This is a genomic window from Pedobacter sp. CAN_A7 (assembly GCF_015752175.1).
Taxonomy (GTDB): Bacteria; Bacteroidota; Bacteroidia; order Sphingobacteriales; family Sphingobacteriaceae; genus Pedobacter.
Genome location: NZ_JADOUW010000004.1, coordinates 258090 through 282469, shown reverse-complemented (window position 1 = coordinate 282469; position 24380 = coordinate 258090). Strand labels below are relative to the sequence as shown.

Annotated in this window: 23 protein-coding genes; 22 read left to right on the top strand and 1 reads right to left on the bottom strand. The window is 37.8% G+C overall.

What is annotated here, in order from left to right; genetic code table 11:
- The first annotated feature begins 2 nt into the window (after positions 1-2).
- Positions 3-1217: an anhydro-N-acetylmuramic acid kinase gene (locus tag IWX76_RS15980; protein ID WP_196861028.1), complete on the top strand. Its 1215-nt coding sequence runs from the start codon at positions 3-5 to the stop codon at positions 1215-1217.
- On the opposite strand, the gene IWX76_RS15975 is transcribed toward IWX76_RS15980, so the two are convergent.
- Positions 1214-2989: an aminopeptidase P family N-terminal domain-containing protein gene (locus IWX76_RS15975; protein ID WP_196861027.1), complete on the bottom strand. Its 1776-nt coding sequence runs from the start codon at positions 2987-2989 to the stop codon at positions 1214-1216. The two genes, IWX76_RS15980 and IWX76_RS15975, sit on opposite strands and share 4 nt — an antisense overlap.
- Before the next feature lie 138 nt (positions 2990-3127).
- On the opposite strand from IWX76_RS15975, the gene IWX76_RS15970 reads away from it, so the two are divergent.
- The 21 genes from IWX76_RS15970 (at position 3128) to IWX76_RS15870 (ending at position 24336) form a co-directional block, all read left to right on the top strand.
- Complete coding sequence (locus IWX76_RS15970; RefSeq protein ID WP_196861026.1) at positions 3128-3364, top strand: hypothetical protein; 237 nt, start codon at positions 3128-3130, stop codon at positions 3362-3364.
- 114 nt (positions 3365-3478) lie between these two features.
- Positions 3479-4135 (top strand): hypothetical protein, encoded by a 657-nt coding sequence (locus IWX76_RS15965; protein WP_196861025.1) that lies wholly within the window; start codon positions 3479-3481, stop codon positions 4133-4135.
- Positions 4135-4992, top strand: a complete 858-nt coding sequence (gene rfbD, locus IWX76_RS15960; protein ID WP_196861024.1) for a dTDP-4-dehydrorhamnose reductase — start codon at positions 4135-4137, stop codon at positions 4990-4992. The genes IWX76_RS15965 and rfbD overlap by 1 nt, the downstream gene beginning before the upstream one ends.
- 40 nt (positions 4993-5032) lie before the next feature.
- The gene (gmd, locus tag IWX76_RS15955) at positions 5033-6169 is read left to right on the top strand and encodes a GDP-mannose 4,6-dehydratase (protein ID WP_196861023.1); all 1137 of its coding nucleotides are present in this window, start codon (positions 5033-5035) and stop codon (positions 6167-6169) included.
- Between the two features lie 6 nt (positions 6170-6175).
- Positions 6176-8701 (top strand): SLBB domain-containing protein, encoded by a 2526-nt coding sequence (locus IWX76_RS15950; RefSeq protein ID WP_196861022.1) that lies wholly within the window; start codon positions 6176-6178, stop codon positions 8699-8701.
- A 31-nt stretch (positions 8702-8732) separates the two neighbouring features.
- Positions 8733-9827 (top strand): Wzz/FepE/Etk N-terminal domain-containing protein, encoded by a 1095-nt coding sequence (locus IWX76_RS15945; protein WP_196861021.1) that lies wholly within the window; start codon positions 8733-8735, stop codon positions 9825-9827.
- 3 nt (positions 9828-9830) lie between these two features.
- Complete coding sequence (locus IWX76_RS15940) at positions 9831-10238, top strand: sugar 3,4-ketoisomerase (RefSeq protein ID WP_196861020.1); 408 nt, start codon at positions 9831-9833, stop codon at positions 10236-10238.
- Positions 10228-10641, top strand: coding sequence for a sugar 3,4-ketoisomerase (locus tag IWX76_RS15935; RefSeq protein ID WP_196861019.1), 414 nt, complete (start codon positions 10228-10230; stop codon positions 10639-10641). Before IWX76_RS15940 ends, IWX76_RS15935 begins: the two co-directional genes overlap by 11 nt.
- Before the next feature lie 4 nt (positions 10642-10645).
- Positions 10646-11194, top strand: coding sequence for an acyltransferase (locus tag IWX76_RS15930; protein WP_196861018.1), 549 nt, complete (start codon positions 10646-10648; stop codon positions 11192-11194).
- Positions 11191-12294: a DegT/DnrJ/EryC1/StrS family aminotransferase gene (locus IWX76_RS15925; RefSeq protein WP_196861017.1), complete on the top strand. Its 1104-nt coding sequence runs from the start codon at positions 11191-11193 to the stop codon at positions 12292-12294. Before IWX76_RS15930 ends, IWX76_RS15925 begins: the two co-directional genes overlap by 4 nt.
- A gap of 26 nt (positions 12295-12320) precedes the next feature.
- Positions 12321-13283: a glycosyltransferase family 92 protein gene (locus IWX76_RS15920; protein ID WP_196861016.1), complete on the top strand. Its 963-nt coding sequence runs from the start codon at positions 12321-12323 to the stop codon at positions 13281-13283.
- A 26-nt stretch (positions 13284-13309) separates the two neighbouring features.
- Positions 13310-14803: an O-antigen translocase gene (locus tag IWX76_RS15915; RefSeq protein ID WP_196861015.1), complete on the top strand. Its 1494-nt coding sequence runs from the start codon at positions 13310-13312 to the stop codon at positions 14801-14803.
- Positions 14803-16299 (top strand): hypothetical protein, encoded by a 1497-nt coding sequence (locus IWX76_RS15910; RefSeq protein ID WP_196861014.1) that lies wholly within the window; start codon positions 14803-14805, stop codon positions 16297-16299. The genes IWX76_RS15915 and IWX76_RS15910 overlap by 1 nt, the downstream gene beginning before the upstream one ends.
- Positions 16296-16925, top strand: coding sequence for an acyltransferase (locus tag IWX76_RS15905; protein WP_334642082.1), 630 nt, complete (start codon positions 16296-16298; stop codon positions 16923-16925). Before IWX76_RS15910 ends, IWX76_RS15905 begins: the two co-directional genes overlap by 4 nt.
- A gap of 40 nt (positions 16926-16965) precedes the next feature.
- Complete coding sequence (locus tag IWX76_RS15900) at positions 16966-18045, top strand: glycosyltransferase WbsX family protein (protein WP_334642081.1); 1080 nt, start codon at positions 16966-16968, stop codon at positions 18043-18045.
- 10 nt (positions 18046-18055) lie between these two features.
- Entirely contained in the window at positions 18056-18919 is an 864-nt protein-coding gene (locus tag IWX76_RS15895; RefSeq protein ID WP_196861013.1) for a glycosyltransferase family 2 protein, read from the top strand.
- A gap of 22 nt (positions 18920-18941) precedes the next feature.
- Positions 18942-20255 carry a hypothetical protein gene (locus IWX76_RS15890; RefSeq protein ID WP_196861012.1) on the top strand — a complete coding sequence of 438 codons (1314 nt, stop codon included), beginning with the start codon at positions 18942-18944 and terminating at the stop codon, positions 20253-20255.
- Positions 20256-20382: 127 nt separating this feature from the next.
- A complete protein-coding gene (locus IWX76_RS15885; protein WP_196861011.1) occupies positions 20383-21528 on the top strand; it encodes a glycosyltransferase in 1146 nt (381 codons plus the stop codon).
- A 125-nt stretch (positions 21529-21653) separates the two neighbouring features.
- A complete protein-coding gene (locus tag IWX76_RS15880) occupies positions 21654-22487 on the top strand; it encodes a glycosyltransferase family 2 protein (RefSeq protein WP_196861010.1) in 834 nt (277 codons plus the stop codon).
- The gene (locus tag IWX76_RS15875) at positions 22487-23392 is read left to right on the top strand and encodes an NAD-dependent epimerase/dehydratase family protein (RefSeq protein WP_196861009.1); all 906 of its coding nucleotides are present in this window, start codon (positions 22487-22489) and stop codon (positions 23390-23392) included. Before IWX76_RS15880 ends, IWX76_RS15875 begins: the two co-directional genes overlap by 1 nt.
- Before the next feature lie 38 nt (positions 23393-23430).
- Positions 23431-24336, top strand: a complete 906-nt coding sequence (locus tag IWX76_RS15870; RefSeq protein ID WP_334642077.1) for an MraY family glycosyltransferase — start codon at positions 23431-23433, stop codon at positions 24334-24336.
- Positions 24337-24380 lie beyond the last annotated feature (44 nt).

Below are 24380 nucleotides of genomic sequence, written 5' to 3'. Positions count from 1 at the left end.
AAATGAACCCTTACCTTAAAAAACTTTACGAACTTTCACAAGCACCAGGCAGAACGATCATCGGTTTAATGTCGGGCACCTCTTTAGACGGATTAGACGTGGCCTTATGCCGTTTTGAAGGGTCTGGTTTGGGGACTAAAACAAGCGTACTGCAGTTTAAAACCATTCCCTACCCATCAGTTTTCAAGGAAGAGTTAAAGTCCATTTCCTTTAAGGAGCAGGTCGATTTACAAAAGCTCACGCTCTTAAACGCCTATATCGGAACTTACCATGGCGAACTGGTGCTGCAATGTTTACAAGAATGGGGTATAACGGCAGGAGAAGTAGCTATAATTGCCAGTCACGGGCAAACTATTTTCCATGCGCCCATTAGCAAACACCAGAAAAATTGCTGGCCAAATGCCACGCTGCAAATCGGCGATGGCGATCACCTTGCCGTTAAAACAGGTGTCATTACCCTCAGTGATTTCAGGCAAAAACATGTTGCTACAGGTGGAGAAGGTGCACCACTTGCCGTTTATGGCGATTACCTGATCTTTTCAAGCCCTGATGAAAACCGTATTTTGCTTAATATTGGTGGCATTGCTAATTTTACATACCTGCCCTCCGGAAGCCATGCAGATCATGTGTTCTCCACAGATGTTGGTCCGGGAAACACGATGATGGATCAATATGTGCAATTACATTATCCAGGTATGGCTTACGATAAAGATGCGCTTCTGGCCAGTAAAGGGCTAATCCAACATGAATTACTTGACGCCCTCTTAGAGGAGCCCTTTTTTGATTTGCCATTTCCTAAAACAACCGGTCCAGAATTATTTAACCTGCACTACCTGGATTTAGCCCTGGCAAAGGGAAGTGGAAAACCTACACATGAAGATATCCTGGCTACTTTATGTGAATATACAGCCATCACTATCACCGAAGCTGTTGAACGCGCTGTAGCGGCTCTGAATTTAAACCAGGAACAAGTGTTAAACTATGAAATTTATGTAAGTGGGGGAGGGATGCACAATCCGCTGCTCCTGCAGAAAATACAAGACCGTTTACAGAAAACAATCAGGAACACGAATGAATTGGATGTGGATCCAGATGCTAAAGAAGCAGTTCTTTTTGCCTTATTGGCTAATGAATGTATAACAGGAGGGCGACTTGATTTTGGAAGCCGCCCTGGTCTGCCATCTGTATTAATGGGTAAAATAAGTCTGCCGACTTAAATTGCCGCTGTTTCTTTCTTTAACCAAAGGTTTTCCTCTTCTGTTAAAAAAGGACTTAATTTTTCAAATACCCGTGCATTATAGTCATTCAACCATTGTACCTGGCTATTTTCCAATAACTCCTTTTTAACAATATTGGTACTGATGGGTGCTAAGGTTAATGCTTCAAACGCATAGAAATCACCAAACTCAGTTTTAGCATCCTCAACGGTCGTTACCAAATTTTCTATTCTAATGCCATGTTTTCCAGGTCTGTAAATTCCAGGCTCTATGGAAGTAATCATGCCCAGTTCAATGGATACAGGTGTATTGGTCGGGTTAAAAACCTGCGGTCCTTCATGTACATTTAAAAAATAACCAACACCATGCCCGGTACCATGACCATAATTTATTCCATGTTCCCAAATCGGTTTGCGGGTAATGGCGTCGATCTGGTAACCACAAGTGCCTTTAGGGAATCGCGATTTACAACCATCAATCATGCCTTTCAACACTAAGGTGTAATCAATACATTCCTCTTCTGTATTCTTGCCTAAAGAAACTGTACGGGTAATATCTGTGGTTCCATAAAAATACTGACCACCAGAATCCACCAGGAACAAACTTTCTGGTTGCAGTTCCGAGTTACTCTCCGCAGATGCTGAGTAATGCGGCAAGGCCCCATGTGCTTTATAAGCGCTGATCGTGGTAAAGCTGTCCCCAATAAAACCTTCTTGTTCCATTCGGTAACTACGTAATTGTGCTGCTGCAGAAAGCTCCGTAATTTTGATCTTTCCAATATTTTCAGATACCCATTTAAAGAAACGGGTAATGGCCACACCATCTTTAACCATGGCCGTCCGGGTGTTTGCTAATTCCGTTGCATTTTTAACCGCTTTTAAAACAGTCGAGGGATTGGTTTCCTTAATCACCTTTACGCTGGCTGGTAATACTTTTAAATACGCATAACAGTTACGTTTTGGATCTATCAATATAGAAGCATTGGCAGGTAGTAAAGCTAAATCCCGTTCAATTTCATCATAAGCTATCACTTCCACGGCGCTTTTTAGCAAAGTCTCTTTTTCTGCTTCCGTTAATTTAGCCGGGTCGATATACAATTTTGCATGATCCTGGCTAATTAAAGCGAAACTCAATACCACCGGGTTGTAATTCACATCTTTCCCCCTGATGTTAAACAACCAGGCCATGTCATCTAAGGAAGAGACCAAATGGAAATCTGCCTGTTGTTTTGTTAATACGGCCCTTACTTCCGCTAATTTAGAACTTACACTTTGCCCAATATGTTCGTCTTCAATTAAAAAAGCGGCATCAGTAGGTAAAGCCGGTCTATTTTCCCAAATAGGATCCAGGTAATCTTTATGTGTTAGGGTAATTCCCTTTTTACCTAAATTAAGGGTTAACAAGTCGCCGGAAAGAATAGAAAGCAGTTTCTCATCTGTAGCCACCACATCACCGGGTGCTAAAGTATCATTTAGCCATTCTATATATTCAGGCATGTGCTGCACTTTCAATTTCACCAGTTCAAAGCCGCTATCGGCTAATTGCTCTGAGGCCTGTTCAAAATACCTGGAGTCGGTCCATAGTCCGGCAAAATCATGGGTAATCACTAAAGTTCCTGCCGAACCCCTAAAACCTGAGGCAAACGGAATGCATTTAAAATGTTTTGGGAGGTATTCGCTCATGTGCGGATCGGCTGAAGGAATCAGGTAGGCCTGTACGTTATCGGCGGCCATTTGCTTACGTATCGCAGTCAGTTTTTCTTTATATGTCATTGTATCGCAGTAATTGTTGTCAAACAAAGTTAGTCATTTCAAATTATTGGCTGTCATAGTGGTGTAGGAAGGCATTAAACCCTGCGAAAACACTTTCGCAAATGCTTTGTTAAATCAAAAAAACTAAAGCCAATTATTATGAATTTCCCAGAGAACGAAAATGATCAAAACCAGGACGAGCGTAACCAAGAGATGAACGGTCAGGAACAGTCGCAAACAAGTGAAGAACCTTCTGAATTTAGCGGTGTTGCACATGCTTCCATGGAGGGTACTACAGAACAGGATGCTTTAGCCCAGGCGTATGATGCAGCACGACCTTCCTATGAATTAGAAAGTGAAGAAGACAGCGAAGATGATCAGGATAGAGACATCTAATAATTTTTCAGATTTGGTCTAATAGTTGCGCTAAGTATTAATAAATACGCAGGAACTTCATGAAAACTGTGTTAATTTTAATACTTTCGCAAACTTAATGGCTCAATTACCTGTATGAAAAAATTATTACTTGTTATTTCATTTACATTGATTTCTTTTATGGCTTTCAGCCAGCGTGATGGAAACTATAATTATAGTTTAGGTGTTCGTGGATATAATTTTACCCAGATGCCAAAACTTTTCAATCAATCAAATACAGATACTTATTTAACTTCTTATTTCAATAGTTATATTATAAAATTTAATGATAACCTCTGGAGTTACCGCTTAAATGGAGGTCAACTTAAGAAAGAAGTTGTTTTCATCAGTAATGGTGAAACTATCAATGGGCAATTGAAAGATATTGCTTTTGAGATGGGCTTTGAAAAGAATTTTAACTATTCTGTTGTTCAGCCCTATTTTGCCTTCGATTTCGGTTACCGTTCAAATAAATTTGATAGCGAAGCAAAAAATAATGCACATACTGCCGCTTATAAATCCGTTAAGGATGGTTTTACTGTAACTCCAACCCTGGGCTTAAAAATTAATCCTGTGGAACAAATATCTATATTTGCAGAATCGAACATGGAGTGGTTTTATAGTTCTACTACAGAAGAAAGATCACTTCAAGCTGGAGCAACAACACCGACTTCTAGTAAATATAAAAAAGGTGAATTTCTTTTGAATCCTATCACAATAGGAATACAATTTCATTTGGACGCAAAAAATTAATGAGTAATATTATTGTTATCGGCGGTAATGGTCAGCTTGGTCAATGCCTTCAGGAAGTTATAACAACATCTTCTACTGCTAACCATATATTTGTCTTTTTATCTCAAAATGATTTGAACATTAGTGATTCAGAGCAGATGACTTCTGTATTTGATCAATACCACCCGGTTTATTGTATAAATTGTGCAGCTTATACTGCAGTGGATCTGGCAGAAGAAGACCAGGCTAATGCACACGAAGTAAATGAATTTGCCGTTAAACGTCTTGCAGAAACATGTGCGGAATATCAAACAACCTTAATCCATATTTCTACAGATTTTGTTTTTGACGGAAGTCGTGGTATTCCTTTAACAGAAACGTCGGCTACCAATCCAATAAATGTTTATGGTGCATCCAAACTAAAAGGGGAGTTAGCCATTGCAAATAACCTCGAAAAATATTTTATCATCCGCACCAGCTGGCTTTATTCAGAAAAGGCCAATAATTTCTGCAAGACGATGTTAAAGTTGTCTCAAATTAAATCCGAATTACAAGTGATTTATGACCAAGTAGGTACTCCAACATATGCCATGGATTTAGCAAAATGTATTTTACATATTATAGATTCTCAAAAACCAGCCTATGGCCTTTACCATTATAGCAATGAAGGTGTCGCATCCTGGTATGATTTTGCAAAAGCGATATTTGAATTTGCAGAAGTTGACATCGATGTATGGCCGGTAAGTTCAAGTGCGTTTAATACGAAGGCTACAAGGCCCCATTATTCCGTCTTAGATAAAACTAAAATTAAAAGTACTTTTGATCTTCCTATTCCATATTGGAGGGATAGTCTGAATCAATGCATAAATAAGTTATAGCTTTAAATTTTTATCTTTGATAAATAATCAATACATTTCTATGAAAGTCGCCTTAATTACAGGAGTTACCGGACAGGATGGTGCATATCTTGCTGAATTTTTATTGAAAAAAGGCTATTTTGTGCATGGACTAAAAAGACGCTCCTCTTTGTTCAATACAGATCGTATTGACCATTTGTACCAGGATCCGCACGATAAAGGTGTTAATTTTAAACTTCATTTTGGTGACCTCACTGATTCAACTAATCTAATCAGGATTATCCAGGAAACACAACCTGATGAAATTTATAACTTGGCGGCAATGAGCCATGTTCAGGTAAGTTTTGAAATGCCTGAATACACAGCAAATGCTGACGGTATAGGAACTTTAAGGTTGTTAGAAGCGATTAGAATTTTAGGATTAGAAAAAAAGACAAAAATCTATCAGGCCTCTACTTCAGAATTATACGGTTTAGTTCAAGCTGTTCCTCAAAGTGAAACCACTCCTTTTTATCCTCGTTCACCTTATGCAGTGGCTAAAATATATGCTTACTGGATCATTGTAAATTACCGTGAAGCTTACGGTATGTTTGCTTGCAATGGGATTTTATTTAACCATGAGAGCCCGCTTAGGGGTGAAACCTTTGTCACAAGGAAAATTACCCGTGCGGCAAGCAAAATCGCTCTGGGCTTACAAAAATGCCTTTATTTAGGTAATCTTTCTGCTCAACGTGACTGGGGTCATGCTAAAGATTATATCGAAGCGATGTGGTTAATCCTTCAACAAGACGTCCCAGAAGATTTTGTAATTGCCACGGGGATTACCACAACTGTGCGTGATTTTGTTAAAATGAGTTTCGCAGAATTAGGTATTACGGTAGAATTTATTGGAAAAGATGAGCATGAAAAAGGCGTTATTATTGATATTGATCCTGTGATTTTCCAAAAATTGGAACTAAATGCAGCTGAGGTGCATCTGGGTATGGAAGTGGTGAAGGTTGATCCTAAATATTTTAGGCCCACAGAGGTTGACTTGTTGTTGGGTGACCCAACAAAATCTAAAACACAGCTAGGCTGGGTTCCCAAATACGATTTGTCATTGTTAATTCAGGATATGGTTCAAGCAGACCTGTCCCTAACTAAAAAGGACGCACATCTCAAATCTGGAGGTTACACTCCATTAAATCATTTTGAATAACCCTATATGAATATTAAAAAGGTTTTAACCGTTCTCTCGTTTTTAATGGTACTTATTATTACTCAAGTATCCGCGCAAACAAACTATGCCGACGTGAAGGTTGATGAATTAACTGATGTACAGGTACGTCAGTTGATGCAGCGGGCTGAATCCATTGGGTATGACGATGCTCAATTGGAGAAAATGGCAGCTGCGCAAGGGATGAAACCTGACGAAATTCAAAAGCTTAGGCTGCGTGTTGAAAAGATAAGAAAACAAGACGGAACCTCATCAACAAATGACAAATCTTTGAAAGGTAAATCTAGTGGAAGAACATTAGAGAACGACACAACAACGGCAAAAACGAGAGACAATAAAAATACAGATAGTGATGAATTATCTGATGCGGAAAAAAGAGCACAGGAAAGAATAAGCTTATTTGAAGATCTAAAGCCCAAAATTTTTGGTGTTGACTTATTTAAAAACGGGAATTTAACATTTGAACCTAATTTACGTATGGCTACCCCAAAGGGCTATGTAATTGGTCCGGATGATGAGTTACTGATTGATCTTAATGGCGACAACGAAGCTAATTACACATTAAAAGTGAGTCCAGAAGGTGCTATCAATCTACAATATGTTGGTAGGATTCCTTTAGGTGGTTTAACCATAGAACAAGCAACTGCTAAACTTAAATCTTTGATGTCATCGACATACCCGGGTTTGAGAACCGGCCGGACCAATCTAGCAATTAATATAGGGAATATCAGAAGCATCAAAGTAACTGTATTAGGAGAGGTTGTTAAGCCGGGATCTTATACTTTACCTTCTTTGGTAACGGTATTTAATGCTTTGTATGTTTCTGGTGGGCCGAATATAAACGGGTCTTTTCGTAATATTCAAGTGATTCGAAATAACAGAATTGTGTCTACTATTGATGTTTATGATTTTTTATTACGCGGTATTCAAACCAACAACATTCGTTTACAGGATCAGGATGTCATTAATGTACCTGTATATCAAAGTCGGGTAGAAATGGCTGGCGAAGTAAAAAGGCCAGCATTGTTCGAGGTGTTAAGCACAGAGTCATTAGAAGATGTGATTAATTTTGCTGGTGGATTTAGTAACCAGGCATATACCGCTAGAATAAAGGTATTACAAAACACTAATAAGGAGAGAAGAATTACGGATGTAGCTGCTGAACAGTTTTCGGTATATGGCCCACTAAATGGTGATAAGTACATTGTTGAAAGTATTTTAGATCGATTTGAAAATCGCGTTGAAATTGAAGGTGCCGTTTTCAGACCTGGTCCATACGAATTGGAAAAAGGCCTAACATTAAAAGCCTTAATCCTTAAGGCCGAGGGATTAAAGGAAGATGCATTTTTAAACAGAGCTTATATTAATCGACTAAATGCAGATAATACCTTAGCCTTAATATCATTTGATGTGGCAAAAATAATGTCTGGAACGGTAGCGGATATTCCACTACAGCGCGAAGACAAAGTTACCATATCATCGCTGTTTGATTTACGTGATGAATTTAATTTAAGCATTCAAGGGGAGGTAAGAGAACCTGGGATTTTTGAATATGCGGAAAATATGAATTTGGAAGACCTAATTCAGATGGCTGGAGGTTTCAAAGAAGGTGCGACTCCTAATCGTATAGAAGTGTCAAGAAGAATCAAAGACAGTGATGCGAAATCCGTGTCAGCTATAACGGCAGAAGTCTTTAATATAAGCGTGGACCAGAATCTTAAAATTCTTGATAATTCATTTGTTCTACAGCCCTTTGATGTTGTCTCTATCCGGAGTTCCGAAGGGTACCAGGTTCAAAAGCAGGTTAAGTTGGAAGGTGAAGTTTTATATCCTGGCACCTATACTATTACAAAGAAAAATGAAACGATATCTGATGTGATTGAACGAGCAGGAGGGTTAACAGTACTTGCCTATGCTAACGGTGCCTCATTAAAAAGACCTGGCCCGGAAAAAAATGATCCTGATGATAAAAATGCGATCAACGACCAAGAAGAAGAAGATAAGAAGTTTTTAAGTTTAAAAAGAGCTCAGGAATCGGGGGTTAAGGACACACTTAAAACTGAAATTGAACAAAAATTGATTCAATCAGATCTCGTTGGAATTGACCTGAAAAGAATATTAGAAAAACCAAAATCCAGGATAGATTTAATACTTGAAGATGGTGATATCATACGGATTCCAAGACAACTGCAAACGGTTAAAGTGACCGGTGAAGTGTTAAATCCGAATAGCATTGTTTACACGCCAAGTAAGGATTTTAAAAGCTATCTAAATGGGGCGGGAGGATTTACTTCGAACGCTTTGAAAAGTGGTGCTTATGTTAAATATGCTAATGGCTCAGTAAAAGGAACCAGTAAGTTTCTTTTTTTTAATAATTACCCTCAGGTAAAGCCAGGTGCCGAAATTTTAGTACCGAAACGTGCCGAAAGGGAACGAATGACCGCACAAAGCTGGATTGGTTTAGGAACAGCACTTGCATCAATGGGAGCGATCATTGTATCATTACTTCGATAATTATTGCATATTAAAACACTTTTCAAATTGAATGAAATCAGAACCAATAATAGATTCAAATAAGTCGGACGAAATTACACTCAAAGAATTCCTTCTGAAAATTCAGGAATGGTTTAAGTACCTGCTTTCCAAATGGCTAACCATTATTCTAATTGCAATACTTGGTGGGATCATCGGTTTTGCTATTGCCTATGTTGATAAGCCGACCTTTACAGCTACCACTACTTTTGTGCTGGAAGAAGGAGTAGGTAGTGCCAATCAAGCTGGAGGAATGGGTGGCCTGGCCTCTATGGCAGGAATTGACTTGGGTGGTACAGGCGGTGGTTTATTTGAAAGCAACAGTATTTTAGAATTATATAAGTCGCGAACAATGATTGAAAAGACGCTGTTCACCGAGATTAGAAATGAAAGTAAAAATGAAATTTTAATCAACCAATATATTGATTTTAACAATCTAAAAGACCGTTGGAAGGAGAGTAAGAACCCTGCTCTTGTTGACTTTCAGTTTACGGACAGTGCAAGGAACACTTCTGTAACCAGACTTCAGGATAGTATCGTTGGGGCTATCGTTGCTGATATTCAGAAAAATTATTTAGTGGTTACCAAACCTGATAAAAAGGTGAGCCTTTTTAAAGTGGAGATTAAGTCTCCGGATGAGTTATTTGCTAAAAATTTCAATGATCAAATAGTCAAAAACGTAAATGACTTTTACGTGCAGACGAAAACAAAAAAATCATTAGAAAATGTCAATGTTTTACAGCAACAGGCTGATTCGGTTAGAAAGGTAATGAATGGCGAGATCTATAGATCTGCAGCTGTGTTGGATGCCACACCAAATTTAAACCCAACCAGGCAGGTACAACGTGTGGCTCCGGTTGAGCGATCTAAAACATCTGCTGAAACAAATAAGGTTATACTTAGTGAATTGCTAAGAAATCTGGAAATGTCAAGGATGACTTTATTAAAAGAAATGCCATTAATTCAAGTTGTTGATCAGCCTATATATCCATTAGAAAAAGAACAAAGCAATCCTATTACTGCTGCAATCATCGGCGCCATTCTTATAGGATTTTTAACGGTTATAGTTTTATTGCTTAATAAAATCATAAAGGACGTTTTAGTATAGTATATGAAGGAAATTCCAAGAATAATAGAACTGCCCAAAATTTTGGACAAAAGAGGAAATCTATCATTTGTCGAATATCCGGGACAGATTCCATTTGAAATTTACAGAACCTATTGGATATATGATGTGCCAGGCGGAGAAATCAGAGGTAGCCATGCTTTTAAGGAGCAATTAGAGTTTATCATTGCCCTCTCTGGTAGTTTTGACGTGGTTTTACACAACGGGGCAGAAGAAGTAAAATACTCCCTTAATAGGTCATATTATGGCTTATATGTGCCTAAAATGCATTGGAGAAGAATAGAAAATTTCTCTACTAATTCCTTAGCATTAATTGTGTCTGACAGTGCTTTCTCCGAAAGCGATTATATCCGGGATTTTGATGAGTTTAAAGAATTAAAAAATGGAAAATAAGGTTACTGTTTTCGATTGTACCTTAGTTGATTTAGGGAAGAAGAATTTTGAGCAAGGGAATCTCACGGTCATAGAAAATGATGGCTCATTTCCATTTGATGTGAAAAGGGTTTTCTATTTATATGACATCGCAGGTGGTGAAAGTCGTGGCGCACATGCCCACTACGAATGTCATCAGTTTTTGATTGCCGCCAGCGGAAGTTTTGAAGTACAGCTTGACGATGGAAACTTTAAAAGGCAGGTTTTTCTAAATCGGCCAAATATAGGTTTACACATCCCACCGGGGATTTGGGCATCAGAGATTAATTTTTGTTCCGGAGCTATTTGTCTTGTCTTAGCCTCACATGTATATAACGAAGATGATTACATCAGGGAGTATGAGGAATTTTTAAATTATAAGTAAATATATGCCCAGCATCCACCCATTAGCAGATGTACAAAGTAAAAATATTGGTAAGGAAACCACCGTTTGGCAATTCTGTGTGATTTTAAAGAATGCTGTCATTGGTAACCACTGTAACATCAATTGTAATGTGTTAATTGAAAATGACGTAGTCATCGGTAACCATGTGACAGTGAAACCAGGTGTTCAGATCTGGGACGGCATCACCTTAGGCGATCATGTTTTTATTGGTCCGAATGCTACGTTTACTAACGACCTGACCCCCCGTTCTAAACAATACCCCGAATCATTTGCCAAAACGGTGGTAAAGAAAGGCGCATCTATAGGTGCTAATGCCACCATCATTGCCGGAAATACAATTGGTGAATATGCTTTAATCGGTGCGGGTAGTGTGGTCACTACACACGTAGCGCCTCATCATGTTTATTATGGAAATCCCGCTAAACATAAAGGTTATATTACTAAAGAAGGCAAACTGGTAGATCTGCAATACAAGGACAATGAAGGCGTTTTGTACCATTTTAACAACAATCAATTAATTATAAAAGAATGATTAAATTTTTAGATTTACAAAAAATAAACCTTGTTTATCAGCAGGAAATAGAAGATAGATTGTTGAGTACCTTTAGGAGTGGATGGTATTTATTAGGTAATGAAGTAAGCAACTTTGAAAACAATTTAAAAAATTATATCGGAACACCTCAGGCCATAGGTGTAGCCAATGGGCTTGATGCCTTGAGGCTGATTTTCAGGGCGTACATCGAAATGGGGATTATGAAAGCTGGCGACGAAGTATTAGTCCCTTCAAACACCTATATCGCTTCCATGCTGGCCATATCAGATAATGGATTAGTTCCGGTATTGGTAGAGCCTGAAATGGATACTTACAATATCGATAGCAGTGAAATCGAAAGTAAAATTACATCAAAAACGAAAGCGATACTATTGGTTCATTTATATGGTCGGGTAGTTTTTTCTGAAGCCCTGACAACTATTGCAGATAAGTATGATCTTAAAATCGTAGAAGATAATGCACAAGCCATCGGTGCTTCCTGGAATGGTCTAAAAGCCGGTAATTTAGGAGATGCTGCCGGATTTAGTTTTTATCCCGGTAAAAACCTAGGCGCACTTGGCGACGCTGGCGCAGTGACCTGTAAAGATGAAGAACTGGCAAAAACAATCAGGGCTATCGCTAATTATGGGTCTAATCAAAAATATATCAATATCTATAAAGGCCTTAACAGCCGTCTGGATGAAATACAGGCCGGTGTATTGGATGTGAAGTTAAAATATATTGATGCAGAAAATCAATACAGAAGGGAAATTGCTGCCCGTTATATCCAGGAAATCAATAATGATCAAATCATTAAACCTGAAATGCCTGCAGATCCAAATGAACATGTTTGGCATTTATTTGTGATCCGCACATCCGATAGGGATAAACTTCAAAAGCACCTATTAGACCAGGGCATTCAAACACTGATCCATTACCCTATTCCGCCACACCAACAAGCCGCCTATGCAGAATGGAATCAACTTTCCTTTCCTAAATCGGAGCGCATTCATAATGAGGTATTAAGCCTGCCGATCAGCCCGGTGATGACCAAAGAGGAGATAGCATTAGTTATTCAAAACTTGAATGATTATAATTAACAGACTTTTAAATATTTAAGCGTAAAATGCGTAACGAAAATAGGATGTTTATCCATGATAGGCAACAGAATTATACAGTTAAATATTACATCAAAAGGCTGTTGTTGCCATTCTTGGATATGCTTTACGAAAGTGTATTAAGAATAAAAAAAAACAGATCAGGGATTAAAAAAAAATACAAAGTTTCAATATGCGCAATTTTTAAAAACGAAGCTAAGTACCTGAACGAATGGATAACTTACCATTTGCTGATTGGTGTTGATCATTTTTATTTATATAATAATAATTCTAATGATGATTTTAAAAATGTACTGGCTTCCTATATAGATAATGGAATTGTAGAGCTAATAGAATGGCCAATGATACCTGGTCAGTTCCCTGCTTATGAACATTGTTTTGTAAATCGAAGGGGAGAAACACAGTGGATCTCTTTTCTTGATATTGATGAATTTATATGTCCTCTTTACGAAACAAACATAAATGATTGGTTGAAGAACTATAGTCATTACCCCTCCATAGCTATTTATTGGAAGATGTTTGGTACGAGTGGTCTGTTACAAGAAGACGTTAATAAATTAGTTATCGAACAATATACTGTGTGTTGGGAGAAATTAGATGATGTAAGCAAAGTACTTTTCAATACCGATTTTGAAGTGGCTAATTATACCAATCATCATTTTATGGAAGGCAAATTAAAGGTGTTGGGGTTTTCTATGACTATCCCGCCCGTAAATGAGTTTAAAAAATTCATTAAATACGAAATACACCGAGCAGGATTTAAAAGTCCTAAAGATTCTACTATTCAAATTAATCACTATTGGAGTAAATCTTATCGATCGATGGAAGAAAAATTTTCTAGGGGAGATGTTAATAATCACGATAGAGATTTGAATTTGTTTTATTGGCATGAACATAAAAACAAGAGCTCCGACTTTAAAATTTGGCGTTACTTGATACAGCTCAAAGTCAATCTTAAAAAGTTACCCTAAGTTTGCATCAATTAGTTAAGTTTTAAATGTCAGAAGACAGTTCATATAAAAAGATTATTAAATCTACTGGAATAATAGGTGGTTCTCAGGTTTTTACAATTCTAATAGGCATATTCCGAACCAAAATTGTAGCGGTACTTCTTGGCCCAATGGGTGTAGGCTTAGTAGGATTATTTCAAGTAACAATTGATTTAATCCGGAGTATGACAGGTTTTGGGATAAATTTTAGCGCAGTTAAAGACATCGCTGAATCAAATAATTCCAATAATGAGGTGAAAATTTCTAGAACGGTTTTTATTGTCAAGAGATGGGCGATAGCAACTGGAGTAATTGGAATGTTATTCGCAATAATCTTTTGTGTGCCTATAAGTGAATATACTTTTGGTAATGATGATTATGCAATTGGAATCCTTTTTCTTTCCATAACGTTTATTGCAACAAGTTTATCACAAGCTCAGTTAGCGATTTTACAAGGTTACCGGCTCATGGGGAAAATGGCGAAGGCTACTGTTTTAGGTTCAATTTTAGGTTTGATCATTACAGTTCCACTATATTGGTGGTTTGGGCTGGACGGAATAATACCAGGACTAATTTTAATGTCATTTAGTTCTTTGATTATTTCCTGGATATTTACGAAAGATTTAAAAACTATTCCAGTAGTGATGAACTTGCAAGAAACCTTTAAGGGGGGGCTAAGCATGGCGCGTTTAGGATTTTTTATAGTTATTTCTGGATTTATTGGAAGTTTGTGTACTTATGCAATAAGGATTTTTATAGCAGATGAAATGGGTATTTCATCAGTGGGTATTTTTCAAGCTTCATATACCATTTCGACGATGTACTTAAGCATAATATTAAATTCAATGCTTGCTGACTTCTTCCCTAGACTAAGCGTCCATAGTAAGGATAATACTAAAGTTAATACTTTAATCAACGAACAAACTGAACTCGCTTTGATTTTTGGAGCGCCCATGGTTATCGCTATAATTGCTTTTTGTCCGCTTATCATAAAATTATTGTATTCTTCATCCTTTGCCGGTGCAGTGCCTATATTAGAATGGCAGGCGATAGGTGATTTTTTCGTACTCATTACTTGGCCTTTAGGAGTATTGTTTCTAGCTAAGGGCATGGGTATTTATTCAGTTCTGACAGATTTGTTATGGGCAGTGCTTTATTATAGCCTTATTTATCTTGGTCAAGATTTCTTTGGCGTAGAAATTTTAGGTATCGGATTTCTAATAGCTATAGTTATAAAGCTCTCTGTCGTGTTTATTTGTGTTCGAAGAATCAGTGGATTTACCTGGAGTAGAAAGAATAGACTATTAATTGCTGTGTATTTAACTTTAGTTTTCTTTACTATGATTAACACTAGATTATTCAGTGGCTTTATATTCTATGTTAACACTTTTTTTATAATAGGGGGTGTCGTTTCTTTTTCTTATTATCAATTAAAAAAAATATTAGTATTGCCTATGATTTTTGAAAAAATTAAAATTAAATATTTTAGAAATAAGAACTAATGAGCGATTTAACAGAGAGAGAGATTACAAATTCCTATCATAAAATTAGAAATTCAGCCAAGGAATCATTTGCAAAAGGCGAATACGATAAATGTCTGGAGCAAATAGAATTATCGGCCAACATTGCCTACAATTTTAATTTCTTTTATAAAGATGATGTATTAGAGGGTCTATTGTCGGCGATCGCCGGCAAATTGTTTTCTGATACAAGCTCAGCTGTTCAACACAATGGTCGTGTCGTTTTCTACGATTATTTCGGCATCGCCAATAGAGGGCTAACTCAACAATACTTACAAGCCCTGATGGCTTTAGACATTGAATTTTTATATGTCTTAGAAAACTATGTGGTCAAATCGGATGCTATTCTGGTAGAGATCAAAACCTATGATAAAGCACAGGTGCTCCTGGTTGATCCCGGGCTCTCGCTTCTGGATAAAATAAAGTTTGTTCATGAAAAGATTGTTGCATTCAAACCTGAGAAAGCATTATTACACCTACATCCGGCAAGTGTGGTGGCTGTTACCGTTTGGAATGCTTTAAGTCATGTGGAAAGGTACCAGGTTAACCTGACTGACCATGCATTTTGGTTAGGCGTAAGCTGCATTGACTATAGTCTAGAATTCCGCGATTACGGCTGTACCGTTTCTATAGAACAAAGGGGCATTCCAAAAGAAAAACTGCTCTTACAGCCCTATTACCCAATCACGGATTGTGGCGAATTTAAGGGGCTCCCAGAACTGGGCTCAGATAAGGTCCTGATCTTTACTGGAGGTACTTATTATAAAATGTATGGCGGTAACAATGCCTTTTTTACAATGCTTAAAAGGCTGCTGGATGAAAATCCACAAACTGTTGTGTTATTGGCAGGAGATGGTGATGCCGATCCGATCCATAAATTTATCAGCAGCAACGGTTACGAGAACAGGTTTTACTTAATTGGTAACCGAACAGACATCAACCACATCTTTCAGCGTTGTGATATCTACCTGAGCACCTACCCGATCACTGGCGGGTTAATGTCGCAATATGCGGCCGTGAATAGCAAACCCATACTTTCTTATAGCGATGCGAACATCCCATGTAATGATGTGGAGAGCTTCCTAACTTTTGGAGATCAGGATGCCAACATTACTTTTCATCAACCGGAGCCTTATTTTGACTATGCCCAGAAGCTCATCAACAGTAAAACTTACCGCGAAGAAATAGGGGCAAAGTATAAACAACGCGTCATCGATGTCCCTTCTTTTAATACCCTGCTTTTTAAAAATCTGTATCAAAAAAATATTCCTTTAGCGTTCGAAAAAATCCACATAGATTATGCTCGTTTTTCTCAGCTTTACCTGGAAGTAGAAAATAACTACCTATTTTCCTATAGGACCTTATTGGTCATGAAGTTTAAATTACGTGCTTTCCTGGATTTTCCACGCGAAATGCTTCATCCTAAGTTTATCAAAAAGCTAATGCTGCTGATTAAAAATAAAATTAGTCACGCATGAAGAAAATCCTGAAATATATTTATAACTTATTAATTTCCATACTCAGCTCGGGGATTGTCAGGTATATCAACCTTCGGTGGAAAGCAGTGAGAAATAGTGTTTACAGTGGAGTAATTGCCAAATCGCTAAAGAATTCCAAATCCGCACAGTTCTTTGAATACCCTTTAGTGATGATTGGCAATAAATATATCGAGATTGACGAGCACTTCAGCACAAGGGCAAGGCTTAGGCTAGAGGCTTGGGACAGTTATCAGGGACAAACGTTTTCCCCGGCAATTAAAATCGGTAAAAACGTGCATATCAATTATGACTGTCATATCGGGGCAATTAACCGGATAGAAATTGGAGACAATGTGTTAATCGGAAGCAGGGTGTTAATTACCGACCATAATCATGGCGAAGCTACCCGGGAATCCATTGTGCTTGCACCTGTTCTCAGGCCCTTATATTCTAAAGGACCGGTCATCATCGGTGATAATGTTTGGATTGGTGAAGGTGCTGCCATTCTGCCTAACGTTAGGATCGGTGAAAATGCCATTATAGGCGCTAATTCAGTTGTCAGTAGTGACGTAGCGGCCAATAGTGTCGTAGGCGGAGTACCCGCAAAACTAATTAAGATGATGTAATCGCATCAGCACCATTGTTGATGATTTAATATTAAATAAAATGGAAGAAAATAATTCAAATCATATACGCCTTATCGCATTTTACCTGGGTCAGTTTCATCCGATCCCTGAAAACAATGCATGGCATGGTGAAGGTTTTACCGAATGGACTAACGTTGGTAAAGCAAAACCACTTTTTAAAGGACATTATCAACCAAAAGTTCCTGCCGATCTGGGCTATTATGATTTACGTCTGGAGGAAGTTCGTGTGAAACAGGCTGAAATGGCAAAACAACATGGTATTGAAGGCTTTTGCTATTGGCACTATTGGTTTGGAAATGGAAAACGTTTGTTGGAAAAACCAATTAATGAGGTCATCGCCTCAGGTAAGCCTGACTTTCCTTTTTGTTTTGCATGGGCAAACGATAGCTGGAAGGGAATATGGCATGGTTTGTCTAAAGGTAATATGCTGATTGAACAATTATACCCGGGAGATCAGGATATAGAAGACCATTTTTATGCGGTACTTGATGCTTTTAAAGATAAAAGGTACATAAGGATTGATGACAAACCGGTGTTTATGATTTATAAAGCATTAGACTTACCAGATGCTAATAAGTTTATTAAAACCTGGCAGGGCCTTGCGTTGAAAAATGGACTAAAAGGCGTGTATTTTATCGGACAGGCGGTACATTTACATGAAGTGGAAAAGTTAGAAAAATTAGACCTAGATTCCATTAATGTGGTTCGTTTACTTTATGCAGAACAGCAACTCAGCAATAAATATAGTCGTTTTGCTAAACGCTTGCTCAAGCTGCCCAGGTTTGCAAAATATAAAAATGCGATGAAGTACTTTATCGGTAAGGAGGAAGAGTCCCCAAATATGATCCCTACCATTATACCAAACTGGGATCATTCACCGCGATCAGGTACCAATGCACTTATCCTTCATGATGCCAAACCGGAATTCTTCGATAGCCATGTTAAAAGTGTATTTGAAGTATTAAAGAAAAAAAGTCCTGATAGAAGAATTGCCTTTGTGAAATCGTGGAATGAATGGGCAGAGGGCAATTACCTGGAGCCTGATTTAAGGTATGGTAAACAATACCTCGAAGTGCTGAAAGAGAATTTGAATTCATAATAACTTATAGATGAATAAACCAACATTTAGTATTGTTGTCCCAACTTATAACAGGGCTGCTTATCTTGTAGAACTCCTTCAGGGGCTTGTCAAGCAAACTTACAAGAACTTTGAGGTGCTCATTTGCGATGATGGCTCGAGCGATCATACTAAGGAAGTGGTAGAGTCTTTTCAACACCTGATCGATTTAAAGTATTGCTACGATACCAATTGGGGTGGGCCCGCTAAACCAAGGAATATAGGGATCAGGAATGCTGCTGCAGATTGGGTATGTTTCCTGGATTCAGATGATTTATGGCTTCCAAATAAATTGGATGAAGTATTTCAGGTGTTATCCGACGACCGCGAGGTGATTTATCATTTATTTAGCACAAACTATCAGAAACAGATCATCGGAAGACATCAGAAATCACCCTTTTATAACCAGTTTGAAGATTTACTTTTCAACGGTAACCGTATCGTGAACTCTTCACTTGTGGTAAAAAAATCTGTCCTTTTAAAAATTGACGGTTTCAGGGAAGATAAGAAGCTAATTGGTGTGGAGGATTATGATTTACTACTCAGAATGGCCCGTGAAAAGGCTGATTTTTATTTTATCGATAAAGTACTTGGCGAATACAGATTAAACGATAGCAATATATCAGGTGATTTTCCCGTTCAGGTCTTAAAAATCAATCATTTATTAACTCAATATGAGCGGGCCGTTCCTGGTGTTGGGAAAGCCAGGGTTGAAGCATTGGTCAACTACCTTAATGGCAGTTATTACCTGAGCAGTAAAGATGTACCTCTGGGTAAAAAGTTTCTTTTAAAGAGTTTGAAAAAGGGATCTTTACCAATTAAGTTAAAATCGTTTGTCAAACTGCTAAAATTTTGAATTTGACTTTAAACATTGAAGGGTGAATAGAATTTTCGTAAGCTATAACGATTGGATAACCTTCATCTTAACAGGAATCATTTTTCTGATTGGAATAGGTGCTTCAGTTTTGGGCTACCCTGAAGGATTGAGCATTTGTGCTACTTTGGTCAATTTGTTGTTCATCATCAAATTTCGAAAAGTTATTCCTATGTTCATCCTGTTTTCCTTTATCTTTCTGTACACCAAGACCTTTAATATTTATTTTATCGACCATATCGGTGTATCTTTTTGGCAAGATTTTCAAACTCCCGGGATCATCAACACTGTATTGATCAATCACGCAATCTTTTTAGTGTTTTTGGGTAATTTAATCTCTGCCGAAGTGAAAGTGGTGAAGACAGATCTTTTTCTCCATTTTAAGCCAGATAGGGTGCTGTTCAGCGTGTTTTTGGTGTGTAGTGTATTTATCTTAATTTTTGGACTTACGGGAGAAACGATCTTCCAAAGCGGTTCTTATGGAACCAGTGATACGGTACAGAAATCAACTTTACATGAATATTTTATCCTCATTTTTTTATTTGTGATGTTATTTGCACCGAGAAATTTCGCTTGTCAGTCACTACTCATCTTTATCCTGCTACTCTACATGATTAAAACATTGCTTTATGGCGGTCGTATTGAAGTGGTGCAGGTCAGCCTGCTGTATTTTTACTTGTATTATGTTTTTAAGGATAAAATAAAACTTAAATATGTGGTCTTAATCATCTTCTCTGGTATATATTTTAACGAAATAGTGAGTAACATCAGGACAAACCCAGCCGATTTAATCCAAGGAAACATAGGACAACTAATGATTCCTTCTGGTTTTTTCTCCAACAATCATGATATCGAATACATTGCCTCTAACGAAGGCGATGTGATTCAATCAAGTGCCAGGCTCATCGGTCTTTCGGGCACTGCCGGGCTAACGCCAATCAAACGTGGATTTAGTTTCATCAGTTACTTATTCAGTCCTATCGTTCCCCTTTCCATTTTACCAGGATATGCCAACCTGGCTGCCTATGAACAGGATACCTATCGCTCAGGTGGGGGTGGCCTAATCAGTACTTATTTTTTTATATGGCTGGGTTATATAGGGCCAGCGATTATTGCCGCTTTTCTTGCTTTCGTCATCCGTTCCTTTTATCAATTTGAAAACAAACTAATGATGATCTATGGTGTTTTATTGCTGATCACTTTTCCACGGTGGTTTGCTTATAACCCTGTACTATTGGTAAAATTCTGCTTTTATGGTGTCATTTTATACATATTGATCCGTTTATTTATCCTGGTGCTTAAAAAGCGACAAGCCTAGGTTATCCTGCTGATTATTGTTTTATATCCTTCAAAGTGTTAATTTTGACGATAATGATCTGGGCGTATAAAAGCTATATAATGCAATTTTTCTCATTAAGCATACCAACTTATAATCATTAAACCCTATGAAGTTATTAATCAATGCATCGACGCTTAGCAGTACAGGTGTTACACAAGTCGCAGTATCCTTTATTGAAGAATGCAAAAAGATAATTGGGCACACGTACTATATTTTGGTTAGTGATGATGTTTCAAATCAAATTAACCAGCGGGAATATCCTGATAATTTTATATTTCACACGATTACCTTAGAACCGAGATTGCTGTTTACAGCTTTTTCTGTAGCTAAGCAGCTTAAAAAGCTTGAATCAGAGTTAAAGCCTGATTGTACCTTTAGTATATTTGGCCCATCCTATTGGACGCCTAAGTCAAAACATTTAATGGGTTACGCTTCTGGTCATTATATCTATGAAGACTCCCCATTTTTTTCCCATACATCTTTATATGTACTGTTTGATACGTTCCTCAGGAAAACTTTTCATAGGTATTTTCTGGTGAGAAATGGTAAGTATTATGTCTGTGAGACAGAAGATGTTAAGCAGCGGCTGCCTGATTTTTTAGGGGTGAATAATAGGGCTGTATATACCGTAAGTAATAGTTATAATCATTTTTTTGAAAATTACAGCCCCAGGCAAGAAGTCCTTCTGCCTAAAAAGGAAGAAAATGAATTTCGTTTTTTAAGTTTGTGTGCATTTGCGCCGCATAAAAACCTGGCCATACTCAATAAAGTAATACCGCTTGTTAAGAAGGTTATAAAAAATTTTAAAATCACATTCATTTTAACAGTTGATGATGCCTCATTCCAATCAAAGCTATCGGATGAAGCAAGGGCAAGTATTATTAATTTGGGTAGGATCGATGCCGACCAATGCCCACAGCTCTATTACGAATGTGACGCTTTGTTTTTGCCAACATTAATAGAATGCTTTTCTGCTAATTACCCCGAGGCTATGAAAATGGAACGACCAATTTTAACCTCAAACCTTTCCTTTGCGGCAAGCGTTTGTGAGGACGCTGCATTGTATTTTGATCCAATTGACGAACAAGACATTGTAGCAAAAATGAACTTGCTTCTCAATGATGCATCCTTGAAAAAGGAATTAATCAAAGCGGGAAAAGAGCGGGTTAAAACCTTTAATTCGGCTGAACAACGTGCCCATGCATATTTAAATATTTGTAATAGTATTAGCACGGAGCAAATTGTCAAATAAAGCCTATTTTTATAGCCACCTTGCAAAACGGGGCTTAATAAGCTTTCCATCATTTGTTGGAACACAAATTGCGTTTCAACGACGCTAATTATTGCGCAATGGCAAGTAATATTAATAAAAAATATATGATTAAAGTTTCTGGGTGTATAGTATTATTTAAAAATGACAGAAAAATTCTCTCTGATTCCATAAACAGTTTTCTAGAAAGTAACCTGCCCATTAAATTATACTTGGTAGATAATTCACCTACTGATGATTTAAAAGACATCAGCCAGCATGAAAATGTTACCTATATCCATAATCCATCAAACCCCGGATTTGGTGGGGGGCATAACATAGCCATCAAAAGAGCTATAGCAGATGGTGCTACCTATCATCTGGTGTTTAATCCGGATGTGCGATATGATGGGAAAATATTGGAGACCATCGTTAACTACATGGATGAACATCAGGAAATTGGTAATCTGATGCCTAAAGTCTTATACCCTGATGGCTCGACACAATACTTATGCAAATTGCTGCCGACACCTTACGATTGGATTGGCAGAAGGTTTAATCCGCTAAAAAAGATCGTAGAAGCCCGAAATCAGCTGTTTGAACTGCGCTTTACCAGTTATGATCAAATCATGGAGGTGCCTTATTTATCTGGTTGTTTTATGTTTCTTCGTTTGTCAGCCTTGCAGAAAGTAGGCTTTTTTGATGATCATATATTCATGTACGGTGAAGAAGCCGACTTATGCAGGCGAATCATTGATGAAGGTTATAAAACCGTCTACTTCCCCCGGGTAACCATCGTCCATCATTTTGAAAAAGGTTCTCACAAAGATTGGAAATTGACTGTGATTGGCATGCAATCTGCCATATATTATTTTAACAAGTGGGGTTGGTTTTTTGATAAAAGACGTAGCGAAATAAACAAAAAAACACTGGCGGAGTTAAGTCTAAAAGATAAATACTAATGATTTTACTCACAGGTGCTCATGGCTTTTTAGGGGGATATATCTATAAAGAGCTGATAAAAATCGATGCTACCGATACCCTCAGTAGGAACAAGGGTACCTATCAAACGGATCTCTCTGATGAGGTACCCGTTTTAAATAAACACTATGACCTTGTTATTCATTGTGCCGGAAAAGCGCACAGCGTTCCAAAAACTGACAAGGAAAAAGAGGAGTTCTTCCGCGTTAACGTGAATGGCACGAGAAATCTGTTAAGTGCATTAAGTGAAAACCCATCCTTGCCAGCCTCGCTGGTACTCATCAGCACGGTGGCTGTTTATGGTTTGGACACAGGTAAAAACATCAAGGAAAATGCAGCGCTAAAAGCCAGCGATCCTTATGGAAAAAGCAAAATTCAGGCAGAAGGACTTGCCACGGAATGGTGTTTGGCAAACAAGGTTAAACTTTCCATATTGAGGTTGCCACTGATTATCGGGGATGAAGCACCGGGAAATCTGGCGGCGATGATTAATGGCATCAGAAAAGGATTTTATGTAAATATCGGCGGAGGCAAAGCTTGTAAGAGCATGGTGTTAGCGCAGGATGTTGCAAATGTTATACCCAGGCTTGCAGCTATTGGCGGAATCTATAACCTAACAGACGGCTATCATCCGAGTTTTATAGAGCTGTCTACCTGTATTGCCAAACAAATTGGAGCAAGAAAACCAGGAAATATACCTTTTTTCGTAGCAAAAGCATTGGCTCATTTAGGCGATTTACTAGGTGCAGCAGCCCCCATCAACATAAATAAACTTCGTAAAATTACCACGGATCTTACTTTTGATGATACGAAGGCCCGTAAGGAAATTAACTGGCACCCAACACCCGTTTTGAAAGGATTTAAAATTAAAAAATACGCAAATTAATGTTTTACCTCTTTTACTTGTTCCTGTTCATAGTAATCATGCTTTTGTACTTCAAAGTTGCTGATTATTACAACATCATCGACCGCCCAAATGAACGAAGTTCTCATACCGAGGTAACCATCAGGGGTGGTGGCATCATCTTACTTTTCGCAGCGCTGGCTGCTGGTGTTTTGCATCCTGAATACTGGCTGCCCGTTACCGGTATGTTGGTTATTGGCATCATCAGCTTCATTGATGACCGGATCACCCTTTCAGGTAGGATCAGAATTATTTTTCATCTCGCCGCGGTAACCCTATTATTTAGCTTTTTGAGTGTCTTTAACCTTTTCCCCTGGTGGATCGTATTGGCATTTTACATCATTGTTATAGGCATTATTAATGCCTATAATTTCATGGACGGAATCAATGGTATTACTGGGGCTTATAGCATAGTCGTGCTGTCTGGTCTCCAATATATTAATTATTATCAGTACGACTTTATTGCCCCTGATTTAATTTGGCTCCCTTTACTTGCCGTACTAGTTTTCCTTTATTTTAATTTCAGGAAAAAAGCCAAATGTTTCGCAGGGGATGTTGGCAGTATAACCATCGCTTTTTGGATCATTTTTTTGATGCTTAAACTCATTATGTTAACCGGTAATTATGCATATATTTTGTTTCTCGCAGTGTACGGCGTAGATACGATCCTAACTATACTTCATCGCCTCGTTTTAAAGCAGAATATATTTGATGCCCATAGGCTGCATTTTTACCAAATATTGTCTAATGATTTAAAATGGCCACAATTGAGTGTTTCTATACTTTACGCGGCTGTTCAATTAGGCATTATTGTTGTCATAACATTCTCTAAATTGGATTTCACCACTTTATTTTTTGCTATAATTACGCCTTTAGCTGTGACATATTTATGGATAAAGCCACTCATTGTAGTTGAAAGAGAATAGTTAACCTTAACTTTGAAGAATAAGCTTCTAAAATAAATCTAGTA

Coding starts and splice junctions, on each gene's coding strand:
- IWX76_RS15885 (WP_196861011.1), top strand. CDS start 20,383: ATGAAGTTATTAATCAATGCATCGACGCTTAGCAGTACAGGTGTTACA.
- IWX76_RS15910 (WP_196861014.1), top strand. CDS start 14,803: ATGAGCGATTTAACAGAGAGAGAGATTACAAATTCCTATCATAAAATT.
- IWX76_RS15920 (WP_196861016.1), top strand. CDS start 12,321: ATGCGTAACGAAAATAGGATGTTTATCCATGATAGGCAACAGAATTAT.
- IWX76_RS15965 (WP_196861025.1), top strand. CDS start 3,479: ATGAAAAAATTATTACTTGTTATTTCATTTACATTGATTTCTTTTATG.
- IWX76_RS15870 (WP_334642077.1), top strand. CDS start 23,431: ATGCTTTTGTACTTCAAAGTTGCTGATTATTACAACATCATCGACCGC.
- IWX76_RS15950 (WP_196861022.1), top strand. CDS start 6,176: ATGAATATTAAAAAGGTTTTAACCGTTCTCTCGTTTTTAATGGTACTT.
- IWX76_RS15915 (WP_196861015.1), top strand. CDS start 13,310: ATGTCAGAAGACAGTTCATATAAAAAGATTATTAAATCTACTGGAATA.
- IWX76_RS15975 (WP_196861027.1), bottom strand. CDS start 2,989: ATGACATATAAAGAAAAACTGACTGCGATACGTAAGCAAATGGCCGCC.
- IWX76_RS15895 (WP_196861013.1), top strand. CDS start 18,056: ATGAATAAACCAACATTTAGTATTGTTGTCCCAACTTATAACAGGGCT.
- rfbD (WP_196861024.1), top strand. CDS start 4,135: ATGAGTAATATTATTGTTATCGGCGGTAATGGTCAGCTTGGTCAATGC.
- IWX76_RS15930 (WP_196861018.1), top strand. CDS start 10,646: ATGCCCAGCATCCACCCATTAGCAGATGTACAAAGTAAAAATATTGGT.
- IWX76_RS15925 (WP_196861017.1), top strand. CDS start 11,191: ATGATTAAATTTTTAGATTTACAAAAAATAAACCTTGTTTATCAGCAG.
- IWX76_RS15940 (WP_196861020.1), top strand. CDS start 9,831: ATGAAGGAAATTCCAAGAATAATAGAACTGCCCAAAATTTTGGACAAA.
- IWX76_RS15900 (WP_334642081.1), top strand. CDS start 16,966: ATGGAAGAAAATAATTCAAATCATATACGCCTTATCGCATTTTACCTG.
- IWX76_RS15945 (WP_196861021.1), top strand. CDS start 8,733: ATGAAATCAGAACCAATAATAGATTCAAATAAGTCGGACGAAATTACA.
- gmd (WP_196861023.1), top strand. CDS start 5,033: ATGAAAGTCGCCTTAATTACAGGAGTTACCGGACAGGATGGTGCATAT.
- IWX76_RS15905 (WP_334642082.1), top strand. CDS start 16,296: ATGAAGAAAATCCTGAAATATATTTATAACTTATTAATTTCCATACTC.
- IWX76_RS15970 (WP_196861026.1), top strand. CDS start 3,128: ATGAATTTCCCAGAGAACGAAAATGATCAAAACCAGGACGAGCGTAAC.
- IWX76_RS15980 (WP_196861028.1), top strand. CDS start 3: ATGAACCCTTACCTTAAAAAACTTTACGAACTTTCACAAGCACCAGGC.
- IWX76_RS15935 (WP_196861019.1), top strand. CDS start 10,228: ATGGAAAATAAGGTTACTGTTTTCGATTGTACCTTAGTTGATTTAGGG.
- IWX76_RS15875 (WP_196861009.1), top strand. CDS start 22,487: ATGATTTTACTCACAGGTGCTCATGGCTTTTTAGGGGGATATATCTAT.
- IWX76_RS15880 (WP_196861010.1), top strand. CDS start 21,654: ATGATTAAAGTTTCTGGGTGTATAGTATTATTTAAAAATGACAGAAAA.